15 protein-coding genes and 1 pseudogene are annotated in these 13,082 nt (G+C 70.2%); 12 read left to right on the forward strand and 4 right to left on the reverse strand.

What is annotated here, in order from left to right; all coding sequences use genetic code 11:
- From iolB to DEJ22_RS03735, 7 genes and pseudogenes are all read left to right on the forward strand, one after another.
- Complete coding sequence (gene iolB, locus DEJ22_RS03705) at positions 1-909, forward strand: 5-deoxy-glucuronate isomerase (protein WP_111226535.1); 909 nt, start codon at positions 1-3, stop codon at positions 907-909.
- Positions 906-2,831 carry a 3D-(3,5/4)-trihydroxycyclohexane-1,2-dione acylhydrolase (decyclizing) gene (gene iolD / locus DEJ22_RS03710; RefSeq protein WP_111226534.1) on the forward strand — a complete coding sequence of 642 codons (1,926 nt, stop codon included), beginning with the start codon at positions 906-908 and terminating at the stop codon, positions 2,829-2,831. Before iolB ends, iolD begins: the two co-directional genes overlap by 4 nt.
- 47 nt (positions 2,832-2,878) lie before the next feature.
- Positions 2,879-3,832, forward strand: coding sequence for a sugar phosphate isomerase/epimerase family protein (locus DEJ22_RS03715; protein ID WP_111226533.1), 954 nt, complete (start codon positions 2,879-2,881; stop codon positions 3,830-3,832).
- Positions 3,833-3,863: 31 nt separating this feature from the next.
- The gene (locus DEJ22_RS03720; protein WP_111226532.1) at positions 3,864-4,916 is read left to right on the forward strand and encodes a Gfo/Idh/MocA family protein; all 1,053 of its coding nucleotides are present in this window, start codon (positions 3,864-3,866) and stop codon (positions 4,914-4,916) included.
- 3 nt (positions 4,917-4,919) lie between these two features.
- Positions 4,920-5,375, forward strand: a pseudogene (locus tag DEJ22_RS03725) (sugar phosphate isomerase/epimerase family protein); the annotation flags it as partial.
- A 5-nt stretch (positions 5,376-5,380) separates the two neighbouring features.
- Positions 5,381-6,580 carry a Gfo/Idh/MocA family protein gene (locus DEJ22_RS03730; RefSeq protein WP_111226531.1) on the forward strand — a complete coding sequence of 400 codons (1,200 nt, stop codon included), beginning with the start codon at positions 5,381-5,383 and terminating at the stop codon, positions 6,578-6,580.
- A 126-nt stretch (positions 6,581-6,706) separates the two neighbouring features.
- On the forward strand, positions 6,707-7,114 hold the full coding sequence (locus DEJ22_RS03735) for a tautomerase family protein (RefSeq protein ID WP_111226530.1): 408 nt from the start codon (positions 6,707-6,709) through the stop codon (positions 7,112-7,114).
- Between the two features lie 9 nt (positions 7,115-7,123).
- Here DEJ22_RS03735 and DEJ22_RS03740 read toward each other — a convergent pair whose 3' ends face one another.
- Both DEJ22_RS03740 and DEJ22_RS03745 read right to left on the reverse strand, forming a co-directional pair.
- Entirely contained in the window at positions 7,124-7,882 is a 759-nt protein-coding gene (locus DEJ22_RS03740) for a GntR family transcriptional regulator (protein ID WP_111226529.1), read from the reverse strand.
- 131 nt (positions 7,883-8,013) lie between these two features.
- Positions 8,014-8,679 carry an exonuclease domain-containing protein gene (locus tag DEJ22_RS03745; protein ID WP_258379565.1) on the reverse strand — a complete coding sequence of 222 codons (666 nt, stop codon included), beginning with the start codon at positions 8,677-8,679 and terminating at the stop codon, positions 8,014-8,016.
- A gap of 50 nt (positions 8,680-8,729) precedes the next feature.
- On the opposite strand from DEJ22_RS03745, the gene DEJ22_RS03750 reads away from it, so the two are divergent.
- From DEJ22_RS03750 to ychF, 3 genes are all read left to right on the forward strand, one after another.
- Positions 8,730-9,269: a hypothetical protein gene (locus DEJ22_RS03750; protein WP_111226528.1), complete on the forward strand. Its 540-nt coding sequence runs from the start codon at positions 8,730-8,732 to the stop codon at positions 9,267-9,269.
- Between the two features lie 24 nt (positions 9,270-9,293).
- Positions 9,294-9,494 (forward strand): hypothetical protein, encoded by a 201-nt coding sequence (locus tag DEJ22_RS03755; protein WP_111226527.1) that lies wholly within the window; start codon positions 9,294-9,296, stop codon positions 9,492-9,494.
- 130 nt (positions 9,495-9,624) lie between these two features.
- Entirely contained in the window at positions 9,625-10,698 is a 1,074-nt protein-coding gene (gene ychF / locus DEJ22_RS03760) for a redox-regulated ATPase YchF (RefSeq protein WP_111226526.1), read from the forward strand.
- A gap of 22 nt (positions 10,699-10,720) precedes the next feature.
- Here ychF and DEJ22_RS03765 read toward each other — a convergent pair whose 3' ends face one another.
- Together DEJ22_RS03765 and DEJ22_RS03770 are read right to left on the reverse strand one after the other, a co-directional pair.
- The gene (locus DEJ22_RS03765; RefSeq protein ID WP_181430701.1) at positions 10,721-11,833 is read right to left on the reverse strand and encodes a tyrosine-type recombinase/integrase; all 1,113 of its coding nucleotides are present in this window, start codon (positions 11,831-11,833) and stop codon (positions 10,721-10,723) included.
- The gene (locus tag DEJ22_RS03770) at positions 11,826-12,434 is read right to left on the reverse strand and encodes a cupin domain-containing protein (protein WP_111226525.1); all 609 of its coding nucleotides are present in this window, start codon (positions 12,432-12,434) and stop codon (positions 11,826-11,828) included. The genes DEJ22_RS03765 and DEJ22_RS03770 overlap by 8 nt, the downstream gene beginning before the upstream one ends.
- A 99-nt stretch (positions 12,435-12,533) precedes the next feature.
- Here DEJ22_RS03770 and DEJ22_RS03775 point away from each other — a divergent pair, with 99 nt between their 5' ends.
- On the forward strand, positions 12,534-12,719 hold the full coding sequence (locus tag DEJ22_RS03775) for a helix-turn-helix domain-containing protein (protein WP_111226908.1): 186 nt from the start codon (positions 12,534-12,536) through the stop codon (positions 12,717-12,719).
- Entirely contained in the window at positions 12,716-13,024 is a 309-nt protein-coding gene (locus DEJ22_RS03780) for a hypothetical protein (RefSeq protein ID WP_146241701.1), read from the forward strand. The genes DEJ22_RS03775 and DEJ22_RS03780 overlap by 4 nt, the downstream gene beginning before the upstream one ends.
- Positions 13,025-13,082 lie beyond the last annotated feature (58 nt).

Here is a 13,082-nt window from a genome sequence, read left to right on the forward strand (position 1 = left end):
ATGGCGAACGAACAGCAACAGCACGACCGCTGGTTCATCCCGGCGGGCTCCCGCCCCGAGGCGGGCTGGACCGACGTCGTCGACGGCCGCATCCAGGGGTGGACGCACACCGGTCTGCGGACCGGTGCCCTGCAGGACGGGGGTGAGCTGCGCCTCCCGGCCGACGCGGTCGAGCGGCTCATCGTCCCGCTCGCGGGCAGCTTCACCGTCGCGTACGACGACACCGAGCAGGCGCTCGAGGGACGCGCCGGCGTCTTCGAGGGGCAGACCGACGTCCTGTACCTCGGGTCCGGCACCGCCGCGACGATCACCGGTTCCGGCCGGATCGCCGTGGCCGAGGCGCCCACCGGTACCGTCAAGCCGAGCGTGTACATCGCCCGCGACGACGTCCCGGTGGAGCTCCGCGGCGCGGGGCAGTCGAGCCGACAGGTGCACAACTTCGGCACTCCTGCGGCGCTCGACGCCGTGGGCTTCATCGTCTGCGAGGTGATCACGCCGGCCGGCAACTGGTCGTCGTACCCGCCGCACAAGCACGACACGCTCGTGCCCGGGCAGGAGTCGGACCTCGAGGAGATCTACTACTACGAGACCGCCGTCGCCCGGGGCGTCTCCGCTCCCCCCGAGGCCGATCCGTTCGCACTGCACCGGACGTACGCGTCCGACGACCGCCCGATCGACGAGTTCCGCCAGGTGCGGACCGGCGACATCGCTCTCGTGCCCTACGGCTGGCACGGTCCGGCCGTGGCGGCACCGGGCTACGACATGTACTACCTCAACGTGATGGCCGGGCCGGACCCGGAGCGCGTCTGGAACATCACCGACGACCCCGCCCACGGCTGGGTCCGTCAGACGTGGACCTCGGAACCGGTCGATCCGCGCCTGCCCTACGAGAAGGAGCCCTCCCGATGAGCCAGCACACCGGTGCGGAGCAGACCCGCCGGATGACCGTCGGCCAGGCACTCGTCGAGTTCCTCGCCAACCAGTGGACCGTCGACGGCGACGTCCGCGAGCGCACCATCCCCGGGATCTTCGGCATCTTCGGGCACGGCAACGTCGCCGGGCTCGGCCAGGCGATCAAGCAGCTGCACGTCGAGCAGCCCGGCCTGCTGCCGTACCACCAGGCCCGGAACGAGCAGGCGATGGTCCACGAGGCCGTCGGCTTCGCCCGCATGCACCGCCGCCGGGCGACGTTCGCCAGCACGGCGTCGGTCGGCCCCGGCGCCGCGAACATGCTGACCGCCGCCGCCCTCGCGACGACGAACCGGCTGCCCGCGCTGCTGCTGCCGTCGGACACCTTCGCCACGCGCACGACCGACCCGGTCCTGCAGCAGATCGAACTGCCGCACGACACCTCGCTGCAGGTGACCGACGCGTTCCGCCCGCTGTCGCGGTACTTCGACCGCGTCGAGCGCCCGGAGCAGCTGTTCTCGATCGCGCTCGCCGCGATGCGTGTGCTCACCGACCCGGCCGAGACCGGTGCCGTGACGATCGCCCTGCCGGAGGACGTGCAGGCCGAGGAGTTCGACGTCCCCGTCGCCTTCCTGCAGCCCCGCGAGTGGCACATCCGCCGCCCGCTGCCCGAGCACGGCCCGCTCGCCCGCGCCGTCGCGGCGATCGCGGCTGCGGAGCGACCGGTCATCGTCGCCGGCGGCGGCGTCCTGTACTCGGGCGCAGAGGACGAGCTGCGCGCGTTCGTCGAGGCGACCGGGATCCCGGTCGGCACCTCGCAGGCGGGTGGCGGTTCGCTCAGCTGGGACCACCCGCAGTACCTCGGCGGCATCGGCGCGACCGGGACGGCCGCCGCCAACGCGATCGCGGCCCAGGCCGACGTCGTGATCGGGATCGGCACGCGCTACAGCGACTTCACGACCGCGTCGCGCACCGCGTTCCAGGACCCGGACGTCACCTTCGTGAACGTCAACGTCGCGGCGTTCGACGCCTACAAGCACGGCTCGCAGCTGCCGCTCGTCGCGGACGCCCGGGAGGCGCTGGTCGCGCTCACATCGGCACTCACGACCGGGTCGTCCTCCGCCGTGGACGCCGGCTACGCCGCCGAGATCGCGTCGCGCAAGCAGGAGTGGGACCAGACGGTGGACGCCGCGTTCGCGCCGTCGGGCAGCGCCCTGCCCGGACAGCCGGAGATCATCGGCGCCGTGCAGGAGGTCTCCGACCCCCGCGACGTCGTCATCCAGGCGGCCGGCTCGCTGCCGGGCGACCTGCACAAGCTGTGGCGGGTGCGGGACGCACTCGGCTACCACGTCGAGTACGCGTTCTCGTGCATGGGCTACGAGATCGCCGGAGGCATCGGCGTCCGTCGCGGTGCCCCGGACCGCGACGCGATCGTCATGGTCGGCGACGGCTCGTACCTCATGCTGCACACCGAGCTCGTCACCGCCGTCGCCGAGGGCATCAAGATCATCGTCGTGCTCATCCAGAACCACGGGTACGCGTCGATCGGACACCTGTCCGAGACCGTCGGTTCCGAGCGCTACGGCACGAAGTACCGGTACCTCGACGAGACCCGTTCGTTCGACGACGGCGACCCGCTGCCCGTCGACCTCGCCGCGAACGCCCGGTCGTACGGCGTCGACGTGATCGAGGTGCAGCCCGGCCCGCACGCCATCGAGGACCTCAAGGCCGCGGTGCGCCAGGCGAAGGCGAACGACCACACCACGCTCGTGCACATCAACTCGGACCCGCTCGTCTACGCCCCCGAGGGCGACGGCTGGTGGGACGTGCCGGTCGCGCAGACCTCCACGCTCGAGAGCACCCGTGCCGCCCGTGCCGAGTACGAACAGCAGGTCGCGTCGCAGCGGCCCCTGCTCGGCTGACCACTCCACCACACCCGGGCCGCGGCCCAGAAAGCGACAGCGACGTCATGACCGACACCGCAACCCCCATCGGGTCCCCGTCCACGGACGCGGCGCCCGCCTCGATCCGGATCGGCACGGCGCCCGACTCGTGGGGCGTCTGGTTCCCGGACGACCCGAAGCAGGTGCCGTGGCAGCGCTTCCTCGACGAGGCGGCGGCCGCGGGCTACGAGTGGATCGAGCTCGGACCCTACGGGTACCTGCCGACGGACCCGAACCAGCTCTCCGACGAACTCGAGTCCCGCGGGCTCAAGCTCTCGGCCGGCACCGTCTTCACCGGGTTCCACAAGGGCGACGACCAGTTCCAGCGCGCCTGGGACCAGGCCGTCGCGGTGGCGGGGCTCGCTGCGAAGCTCGGTGCCCAGCACCTCGTCACGATCCCGGACCTCTGGCGGTCGGACGCGACGGAGGAGGTCCTCGAGCCGCGGACGCTGACCGGAGAGCAGTGGGACCGACTGGGCAAGGGGCACGACCAGCTCGGGAAGGCGCTGCTCGAGGAGTTCGGCGTCCACCAGCAGTTCCACACGCACGCGGACAGTCACGTCGGGACCTACGAGGAGACCGTGCGCTTCCTCGAGGTCACCAGCCCCGAGTACACGAACCTCTGCCTGGACACGGGCCACTTCGCCTACTACGGCGGCGACAACCTCGAGCTCATCGCCGAGCACCCCGAGCGCATCGGCTACCTGCACCTCAAGCAGGTGGACACCGACCTGCTGTTCGACGTGCTGAAGAACGACGTCCCCTTCGCCACCGCCGTGTCGCAGGGGATCATGACCGAACCCCCGCACGGCACGCCGGCGCTGGCGCCGATCATCGAGGCGGTCGCGCAGATCGACCCGGACATCTTCGGCATCGTCGAGCAGGACATGTACGGCTGCTCGGTCGACGCTCCCGGCCCCATCGCGGACCGCACCTTCCAGCACATCTTCGGCTCCACCTCGGCCGCTCGCGTCTCCTGACGCGCCGTCACCAACCCGGGAGAACACCAGCATGACCACGCAGAACCTCCGCGTCGCCGTCGTCGGCGCCGGCATGATGGGCGCCGACCACGTCCGTCGCATCACCGCGAAGATCTCGAACGCCGACGTCGTCGCGGTCGTCGAGCCGGACGAGGCCCGCGCCCGGGCCGCCGCAGCCCTCGCACCGGGCGCGATCACGGCAGCGTCCTTCGAGGAGGCGCTCGGGGCCACCCAGGTCGACGGCGTCATCATCGCCACACCGGGCTTCCTGCACGAGCCGATCCTCGTGACGGCGCTCGAGCGGGGCCTGGCCGTCCTGTGCGAGAAGCCGCTGACGACCAGCGCCGAGGACAGTCTGCGCATCGTCGAGCTCGAGCAGCAGCACGCCGAGCGCCCGAAGATCCAGGTCGGCTTCATGCGCCGCTTCGACGCCGGGTACCAGGAGCTCAAGGCACTCCGCGAGTCCGGTGCCCACGGCGCCCTGCTGGCGCTGCACCACGCGCACCGCAACCCGACGACGCCCCCGAACTTCAGCGAGTCGATGCTGATCCACGACTCGGTCATCCACGAGATCGACATCATCCCGTTCCTGACGGGCGAGTCGATCGTGGCGGTCGAGGTGAAGAAGCCGCGCAAGAACTCGCTCGCCCCGGCAGACCTGCCCGAGCCCCAGTTCGTGCTGTTCACCACCGAGTCGGGCACGATGGCGATCGTCGAGATCAACGTCAACGCGCAGTTCGGGTACCAGGTCACCACCGACGCGGTGTTCGAGTCGGGTGTCGCGTACATCGGTCGTGACACCTCGGCCACCGTCGTCACCGCGGGTGCGTCCGGTCAGGGCGTGACGCCGTCGTTCAAGGAGCGCTTCGGTGCCGCCTACGACGAAGAGGTCCAGCGCTGGGTCGACGCAGCCCGCCGGGGCGGGATCGACGGACCGAGTGCCTGGGACGGGTACACGGCGTCCGTCGTCGCCGAGGTCGCGGTGCGGGCGCAGCAGTCCGGTGTGACCGAGGCGGTCGAGTACGCGCTCGAGAAGCCGGCGTTCTACGGTGTCGACGCCACCGACGAGCTCGTGGGGGCGTAGCCCGTGCCGAAGATCGCACTCGACCCCACGCCGTTCCACCACGACCTGTCGCTGCTCGAGTTCCCGCGGAAGGTCGCCGAGCTCGGGTACGACCACCTGCAGCTGACCCCACACAAGGACTTCATCCCGTTCTACCGGCACCCCAAGGCGGACGACGACCTCGTCGACGCGTTCGCCGCCGCCTGCCGTGACGCCGGCGTCGGCATCGCCAGTGTGCTGCCGGTCCTGCGGTGGTCCGGCCCCGACCGCGACGCCCGCGAGGCCGCGGTGCAGAAGTGGAAGCGCGTCATCGAGATCACGAAGCGGCTCGGTGTCGACACCATCAACACCGAGTTCTCCGGCCGTCCCGAACGGGCGGAGGAGTCCGAGGACGCGTTCTACCGGTCGATGGAGGAACTCCTGCCGATCATCGAGGCATCGGACATCCGCGTGCTCATCGACCCGCACCCCGACGACTTCGCAGCATGACCGCAGACACCCTCGGTGTCGGGCTCGTCTCGGTCGGGTGGATGGGGCGACTGCACTCCCGCGCCTACCGCGCCCTGCCCGACCACTTCCCGGAGCTCGGGGTCCGCCCGAGGCTGGTGGTCGCCGCGGACCCGGTGCCCGAGGCCCGCGAGCAGGCCGTCAGCCGGCTCGGGTACGAACGCGCGGTCGCCGACTTCCACGAGGTCCTCGCCGACCCCGCGGTCGACGTCGTCTCGATCTGCTCGCCCAACTTCCTGCACCGCGAGATGGCGGTCGCGGCGGCCGAGGCCGGCAAGCCGTTCTGGATCGAGAAGCCGATGGGGCGGTACGCCAGCGACTCCCGCGCGATCCACGAGGCCGTCGAGCGAGCAGGACTCGTCACGAGCGTCGGCTTCAACTACCGGCACGCGCCGGCGATCCAGCGCGCACGGGAGCTCGTCCGGAGCGGCCGCCTCGGACGCATCACCAACGTGCGGGGGTCGCTCCTCGCCGACTACTCGTCCGACCCGGACGCCCCGCTCACCTGGCGCTTCGAGCGGGAGCGGGCGGGGTCGGGCGTCCTCGGCGACCTGCTGTCGCACGGGCTCGACCTGGCGCAGTACCTGGTCGGCCGGATCGCGAGCGTCACCGCGGTCGCCGAGACGTTCATCCCGACCAGGCCACGACCGGGTCAGGGGATCGTCGACCGCTCCGCCGCGGTGGCGGGCGAGCACGGGCCGGTCGAGAACGAGGACTACGCCGCCCTGCTGTTCCGCTTCGAGGACGGCGCGGTCGGCACCATGGACTCGAGTCGGGTGGTGCGGGGGCCGCACGCCGAGTACACGCTCGAGGTCTACGGCACGAGGGGCTCGGTGCGCTGGGACTTCCAGCGCCTGAACGAGCTGCAGGTGGCCCTCGACGACCAGGAGGTCGACGGCTACGTCACGCACCTCGTCGCGCCGGGGGACGGCCAGTTCGCGCGCTTCCAGCCCGGTGCCGGCACGGCGATGGGGTACGACGACCTCAAGACGATCGAGGCGGCGCAGTTCGTCGCGAGCGTGCTGCGCGGCGAGCAGCTCGCGCCGTCGGTCGCCGACGGCCTGGCGGCCGCGTCGATCGTCGAGGCGGCGGAGGCATCGCTCGCCGACGGCGCGTGGCACGACGTGGCGCGGGTCGACGGACGCTTGACGACGGATGCGGCGGCACCGGTGCTGTAGACCGGTCGCGAGTCGATCTGGAGGCGCGGTGCGGGCTCGCATCGCGCCTCCAGTTCGTCACGGGGAGACTGCTCGAACCCGTGCTTGTTAGTATGTAAGGACAAATTTACCCAACAAGGAGGCACCATGCCGCTCGTCCGTATCGACCTCGCCACCGGCCGCACCCCAGAACAGGTCCGCGCGATCGCCGACGCGATCCACACCGCCATCGTGGCCGAGTACGGCATCCCGGAGCGCGACCGCTTCCAGGTGATCACCGAGCACCCCGCCCAGCAGATCATCGCGCAGGACGCCGGCCTCGGCTTCGAGCGGACGGACGGCGTCGTGGTCGTTCAGGTCTTCACGCAGCGCGGGCGCAGCGACGAGGCGAAGCAGGGGCTGTACCGCGCCGTGCACGACCGCCTCGCCGAGGTCGGCGTCGCGAGCGAGGACGTCTTCATCGGGTACGTCGAGAACGGGCCGCAGGACTGGTCGTTCGGCTTCGGCCGCGCCCAGTACGTGACCGGGGAACTGGGCGTGCCCTCCGCGAGCTGAGGCGCCGACCTACTTGTCGACGAGGGTGACCTCGAACGAGTAGCGGTCCGGGCGGTAGCAGTGCACGCCGTACTCCACCGCCCGGCCGGACGCGTCGTACGCCGTGCGGCTCATGGTCAGCACGGGGTCGCCGTCCTCGATCTCCAGCAGCGAGGCCTCGTCGTCGGTGACGGCCCGCGCACCGATCCGCTGCTTGGCGACGCGCATGGTCACACCGCGGGCACGGAGCAGCTGGTAGAGCCCGTGGGCCTGCAGGTCGCCGTCCGTGATCTCCGTGAACTCCGGGGGCAGGTAGTTCTCGAGGATCGCCATCGGCACGTCCTCGGCGAACCGCACCCGGCGGATGTGGGCGACCGTCGTGCCCGGTGCGATCCCGAGGGCCTCGGCGACCGCGTCGCTCGCCGGCACGTCGTCGCGTTCGAGCAGCTTCGTCGTCGGGGCCTGCGCACCCTGGGCGAGGTCGTCGTACAGGCTCGTGAGCTCGACCTTGCGGGTCACCGGGCCGTGGACGACCTGCGTTCCGATGCCCCGTCGGCGGACGAGCAGTCCCTTGTCGACGAGGTCCTGGATGGCGCGCCGGATCGTCGGACGCGACAGACCGAGCCGCTCGCCGAGTGCGATCTCGTTCTCGAGCCGGGCTCCGGGTGGCATCGCACCGGAGCGGATCGCCTCCTCGATGCGCGAGGCGACCTGGAAGTAGAGGGGCATGGGGCCCGACCGGTCCAGGTCCATGAACAGGTCGGACGGCAGCTGGCCTTCGTTGGTCATCGCGGTCCTCCGGGGCTGACGGCACCGGCGCCGGCGCCGGAACGGCAATGTCGTGACAATACCATCGGGCGAACAGGCAGCCGGCGACCGTCGGTCACCGTCCCGCCAGGTACGACGACCGACGGGGAGGGTCAGTCCGCGAAGATCATCGGGCGGTTCGACAGCCGGGGTTGTGCCGCCGCTCGGGGTTGCTCCGCCCGCGGCCGCACGGGCGCGATGTGCACGCGGGTCGCGGCACCGAGCGCCTCGACGGTGTCGCAACCGTGCTGTCCCGCGGCGTGCACGACGATGGCGGCGCACGCCTCGGCGTCGGCAGCCGCGTCGTGGTGCTGGAAGCCCTCGTACCCGGCAGCCCGTGCCGCCGACGGCAGCCGGTACGACTCGAGCGTGTAGGTCTTGCGCGCGACCTGCAGGGAGCACAACGAGTGGTGCTCCGCCAGCTCGGTGCCCGTCGCCGAGCAGCCGCCCGCGATCACGCCCATGTCGAAGCGTGCGTTGTGCGCGACCAGGACGTCCCCCTCGGCGAACGCCACGATGTCGCGGTACTGCTCCGCCCAGCCCTTCGCACCGACCACGTCCGACGCGACGATGCCGTGGATGCGGGTGTTCCACTCCAGGAAGGAGTCGTGCCCCACCGGGGGCTGGATGAACCAGGACGCCCGCTCGACCACCCGGCCGTCGCGGACCTTGACGAGGCCGACCGAGCAGGCGCTGGCGGGCGAGCTGTTCGCGGTCTCGAAGTCGATCGCGGTGAAGTTCAACGGCACGCCCTCGATGCTCGCACGGGGTTCCGACATCACCTGCGCGCGACGTCGGCGTTGCGGCCGCGCGCGGTAGCGTCCGAGGCGTGACCGGATCGACCACCCCGCCGCTCGTCCTCGTCCTGCCCGGTGCCGGCTACGGACAGCAGGCGCCCCTGCTCTGGTGGACCCGCGCGATCGCCGAGCAGCACGGAGCCGAGGTCGTCGCGCCGGCGTGGAGGGTCGACGCTGCAGCGAAGGCCGACCCGGTCGCGTTCGTCGAGGCGCAGGTCGACGCAGCGCTCGCCGGCCGCCGTCCGGACCTCGTCGTCGCCAAGTCCTTCGGTTCGTTCGCCCTGCCGTGGGCGGTGCGGCACGACACCGACGGCGTGTGGCTCACGCCGGTCCTGACGGACCCGGCGGTCGTCGCAGCGCTCGCCGGGGCGGGCACCGGGTCGGTCGCGGTCGGCGGGTCTGCCGACGCGATGTGGATCCCGTCCGCGGTCGGCGCGACGCGTGCCGGGCTGCACACCGTCGAGGGGGCCGACCACGCGCTCGAGGTGCCGGGCGACTGGCGGGGTTCCCAGCGCCTCCAGGCCGACGTCCTCGGACTGGTCGAGGAGCGCGTCGCGGCCCTGGTGTCCTGACCCTGCGCGACGTACAGTCAGCGCATGGGGGAGCCGAGGGACCTGGACCAGTTGCTGGCGAGCGCGCCGCGTGTGGACGCACAGCCGCACACGGTGCGCCGGGGGATCGGGCTGGGCGCCACCCTGCTCCTGACGGCGGGCCTGGTCGCCTGCATCGTGCTCGGGATCGCGCACGGCCTGCTGCTGACGTTCGTGAGCTTCCTCCTCGGGATCTGGCCGTACTGACCGCACGGGCCTGGAGGCTCCCCACCGGCACGACCGGCACGGCTGCCCCGCCGCTGGCACCTCGGTCCGGAACCGGCGGCGTGACCCTCGGGTCGGCTCCGGAGGGCCGCCGCCGGTAGGCTGTCGTCCCGTGGCTCTCACCATCGGAATCGTCGGTCTCCCGAACGTCGGCAAGTCGACCCTGTTCAACGCCCTGACCAAGAACCAGGTCCTCGCCGCGAACTACCCGTTCGCGACGATCGAACCGAACGTCGGCGTGGTGAACCTGCCCGACCCGCGGCTCGACCAGCTCGCGACGCTGTTCGGCTCGGAGAAGACCGTGCCCGCGCCGGTGTCGTTCGTCGACATCGCGGGCATCGTCAAGGGCGCGAGCGAGGGCGAGGGTCTCGGCAACAAGTTCCTCGCGAACATCCGCGAGGCCGACGCGATCGCGCAGGTCGTCCGTGGCTTCGCCGACGACGACGTCGTGCACGTCGCGAACAAGGTGTCCCCGAAGGACGACCTCGAGGTCATCAACACCGAGCTGATCCTCGCCGACCTCGAGACCATCGAGAAGGCACTGCCGCGGTACGAGAAGACCGTGAAGCTCAAGCAGGCCGAGCCGATCGTGCTCGAGACCGCGAAGGAGGCCAAGGCGGCGCTCGAGCAGGGCACCCTGCTCTCCGCCACCTCGATCGACCTGTCGCCGATCGCCGAGCTGGGCCTCCTCAGCGCGAAGCCGTTCATCTTCGTCTTCAACGTCGACGAATCGATCCTGACCGACGAGGCCCGCAAGGCCGAGCTGTCCGCGCTCGTCGCCCCCGCGCAGGCCGTGTTCCTCGACGCGAAGATCGAGTCCGAGCTCATCGACCTCGACCCCGAGGACGCCGCCGAGCTCCTCGAGTCGACCGGGCAGACCGAGTCGGGCCTCGACCAGCTCGCCCGCATCGGCTTCGACACCCTCGGGCTGCAGACCTACCTGACCGCCGGGCCCAAGGAGGCGCGGGCGTGGACGATCGGCAAGGGGTGGAAGGCTCCCCAGGCGGCCGGCGTCATCCACACGGACTTCGAGAAGGGCTTCATCAAGGCCGAGGTCATCTCGTTCGAGGACCTCATGGAGGCCGGCTCGATCGCCGAGGCGCGTGCGCACGGCAAGGCCCGCATCGAGGGCAAGGACTACGTGATGCAGGACGGCGACGTGGTGGAGTTCCGCTTCAACAACTGACACCCCGCGCAGTCATTGGGAACTAGGCGGTCTGAGCGTTCTCAGTCCGCGCTGAGTCCGCGGGAGCTGCAGAAACGGCGCGCATGATGCCTGCCGCGGCCGACCGGGTCCGGTCCTCAGCGGTCGGCCAGAGATGGGTGTACGTCTGCAACGTGGTGGTCGCCTTCGCGTGCCCGAGTGCTCGCTGAACGGTCGCCACGTCACAGCCTGCTGCGATGAGTCCGGACGCGTAGAAGTGCCGAAGGTCGTGCAGGCGAGTCGGCTCAGCGTCAGCTGCACGCAGGGTCTTGGTCCACCAGTAGTGGATCGTGTTCTGGTGCGGTGGGTTGCCGTTGTCTCCGAGGAACATCCATTGTTCGTCTCCATGGGTGCCGACGAGGGATGCGTGCTGCGCCAGCATCGTCATCAGCTCGTCAGGGAGGTGCACGATTCGCTCCGACCCGTACTTCGGCGGTGTGATCCGAACCTCGCCGCCAGTGGCGCGCTGTACCTGCCGCTGGACGTGCAGTTGCCGCCGCAAGAAGTCGATGTCCGAGAACTGCACTGCCGCTGCTTCACCCAGCCGGAGCCCGGCAAAGGCGCACAAGGCGACGAACGGCCGGAACCAGTCGTCCGCTGCGCGGAGTACGGACCCCACGGTCTCTGGAGTCGGGATGCGCATTGCATGCTCGGCCTTTCGAGCCCGCGGAAGTGTCACCCCGTCCGATGGGTCGCTCGCGAGGAGCTTGTCCCGTACAGCGGCACGGAGAGCCGCTCGGACGTTGTTCACCCGAGTACGGATCGTGCTGGGGGCGAGAGTCAGGCTCATCGTCTTGACCCAGGCCTCAACGTGTGAGCGTCGCAGCCTGCCGAACTCCACATCCTTGAACGTGCAGCCACGGACCGCGACATCCATCGCCGTGACAGTCGTGGCGGCCCAGACCTGGCGAGGGGCCCAGTCAGCGTAGAAGGCCGCGAGAGTCGTCTTCGCGATGCTGGGGTCGACGTACGTGCCGTTCCGCCGAGCAGCGTCGAGATCCGCGAGGAACCGCGTGGCCTCTCCCTTGCGGTCGAAGTGCTTTGCACGCTCCCGGCCGGTCTCGTCGTGCCAGCGTGCACGCCAGCGGCCGTCGGGTCGCCGCTGGACACTAGCCACGGGAAGCTTCCTCGCTCTGGCGCAGGATCTGCTCGAACCTGCCCCTCGGCCGGGTCGGCACCTCCTTCATGGCGGCGAGCTGTTCCTCCGTCATGCCGCGGTTGTCTACGTCCCGCTGGGCGGCAGCGGAGGCGCGCATCTCCTCTCGCACGTCGGTCACCTCCCCTTCCGCGGACTGCTCCAACCAAGGTTCGATGTCGCTCGCTTCCATCACGAACAGGGCGTCGTCACCGCGTGCAGCCTGCGCATCGAAGTAGATGTCGGCGTACGACGCGAGTCGGTCCTGCGCTCGGATGTAGGCCTCGGCGGCATCGCGCAGCTCGCCCGTGGCGACGTTCAGCTCGTGTATCGCGATCTTGACGATTGCGCCTTCGTCTGGCTGCATGAGGTCCCACGTGTGCATTCCCAGGATGCGCATGACGTCCTTCGCTTCGAGCAACCGGAGCGGTCGGTCGCCCTTCTCTACGGCCCACACGGTCGCCTGGGACCACTTGTGCCCCGCGCTTCGCATCGCGTCCGCGAGGTCCTTCTGCGAGCGCGTTCCGCGGAACCTCGTGATGTTCCTACCGACCTGCGCATCGTCCACAACCTCAGCTGACATGCGCCTCACTGTACACGCTGAGCGAGTTGATTTCGACTAGCTCGTGTGGTTCACTCGCTGAGCTGGTCGATCCCGACTAGCTCACACAAGGAGGACTTCATGATCAAGCTGCTCACGGTCGACGAAGTGGCGGCGATGCTCCGCCGGTCACCGGCCCAGCTCCGCTACATGCGAGGGCAGGGCACCGCCCCGCCATCCGCGAAGATCGCCGGTCGCATCATGTTCCGGGAGACGGAAGTGGTCGCATACATCGAGGCGCAGTTCGACGCCGAGGAAGCGGCTTGATCGACGCTTCCTCGGGCGCGACCAGCAACGACAAGGCCCCCGCATCGAGCTGCAACTCCATGGGGGGCATCGACCAGCACGAAGGGAACGAACCGGACATGATCAACAATATCCACAAAGACGGTGAGGAAGCGCCCGCGACCATCGAGGTGACGGGACGGTCGCCTGACGGTCGTGAGCGGCGGATGTCGATGATGTACTCCCGGAGCATGACCGCGGACGGCGCTCGCCGCCTGGCGGTGCGCTTGCTGGAGGCCGCGCACAGGGTGGACCGCGACTTGCCCAGGCGTTCGGGAGGGCACTAGCGGTGGTCGACGCCCGCCTCCCGTCGAGATGGCTGCACGACCCTCGCATCGATGCTCT

Source organism: Curtobacterium sp. MCSS17_007 (genome assembly GCF_003234175.2).
Lineage (GTDB): Bacteria > Actinomycetota > Actinomycetes > Actinomycetales > Microbacteriaceae > Curtobacterium.

What these genes read in the sequence shown, in the direction of transcription:
- DEJ22_RS03755 (WP_111226527.1), top strand. Translation starts at nt 9,294, where the DNA reads ATGGGGGAGCCGAGGGACCTGGACCAGTTGCTGGCGAGCGCGCCGCGT.
- DEJ22_RS03775 (WP_111226908.1), top strand. Translation starts at nt 12,534, where the DNA reads ATGATCAAGCTGCTCACGGTCGACGAAGTGGCGGCGATGCTCCGCCGG.
- DEJ22_RS03730 (WP_111226531.1), top strand. Translation starts at nt 5,381, where the DNA reads ATGACCGCAGACACCCTCGGTGTCGGGCTCGTCTCGGTCGGGTGGATG.
- DEJ22_RS03735 (WP_111226530.1), top strand. Translation starts at nt 6,707, where the DNA reads ATGCCGCTCGTCCGTATCGACCTCGCCACCGGCCGCACCCCAGAACAG.
- iolB (WP_111226535.1), top strand. Translation starts at nt 1, where the DNA reads ATGGCGAACGAACAGCAACAGCACGACCGCTGGTTCATCCCGGCGGGC.
- DEJ22_RS03715 (WP_111226533.1), top strand. Translation starts at nt 2,879, where the DNA reads ATGACCGACACCGCAACCCCCATCGGGTCCCCGTCCACGGACGCGGCG.
- DEJ22_RS03720 (WP_111226532.1), top strand. Translation starts at nt 3,864, where the DNA reads ATGACCACGCAGAACCTCCGCGTCGCCGTCGTCGGCGCCGGCATGATG.
- DEJ22_RS03770 (WP_111226525.1), bottom strand. Translation starts at nt 12,434, where the DNA reads ATGTCAGCTGAGGTTGTGGACGATGCGCAGGTCGGTAGGAACATCACG.
- iolD (WP_111226534.1), top strand. Translation starts at nt 906, where the DNA reads ATGAGCCAGCACACCGGTGCGGAGCAGACCCGCCGGATGACCGTCGGC.
- DEJ22_RS03740 (WP_111226529.1), bottom strand. Translation starts at nt 7,882, where the DNA reads ATGACCAACGAAGGCCAGCTGCCGTCCGACCTGTTCATGGACCTGGAC.
- DEJ22_RS03745 (WP_258379565.1), bottom strand. Translation starts at nt 8,679, where the DNA reads ATGTCGGAACCCCGTGCGAGCATCGAGGGCGTGCCGTTGAACTTCACC.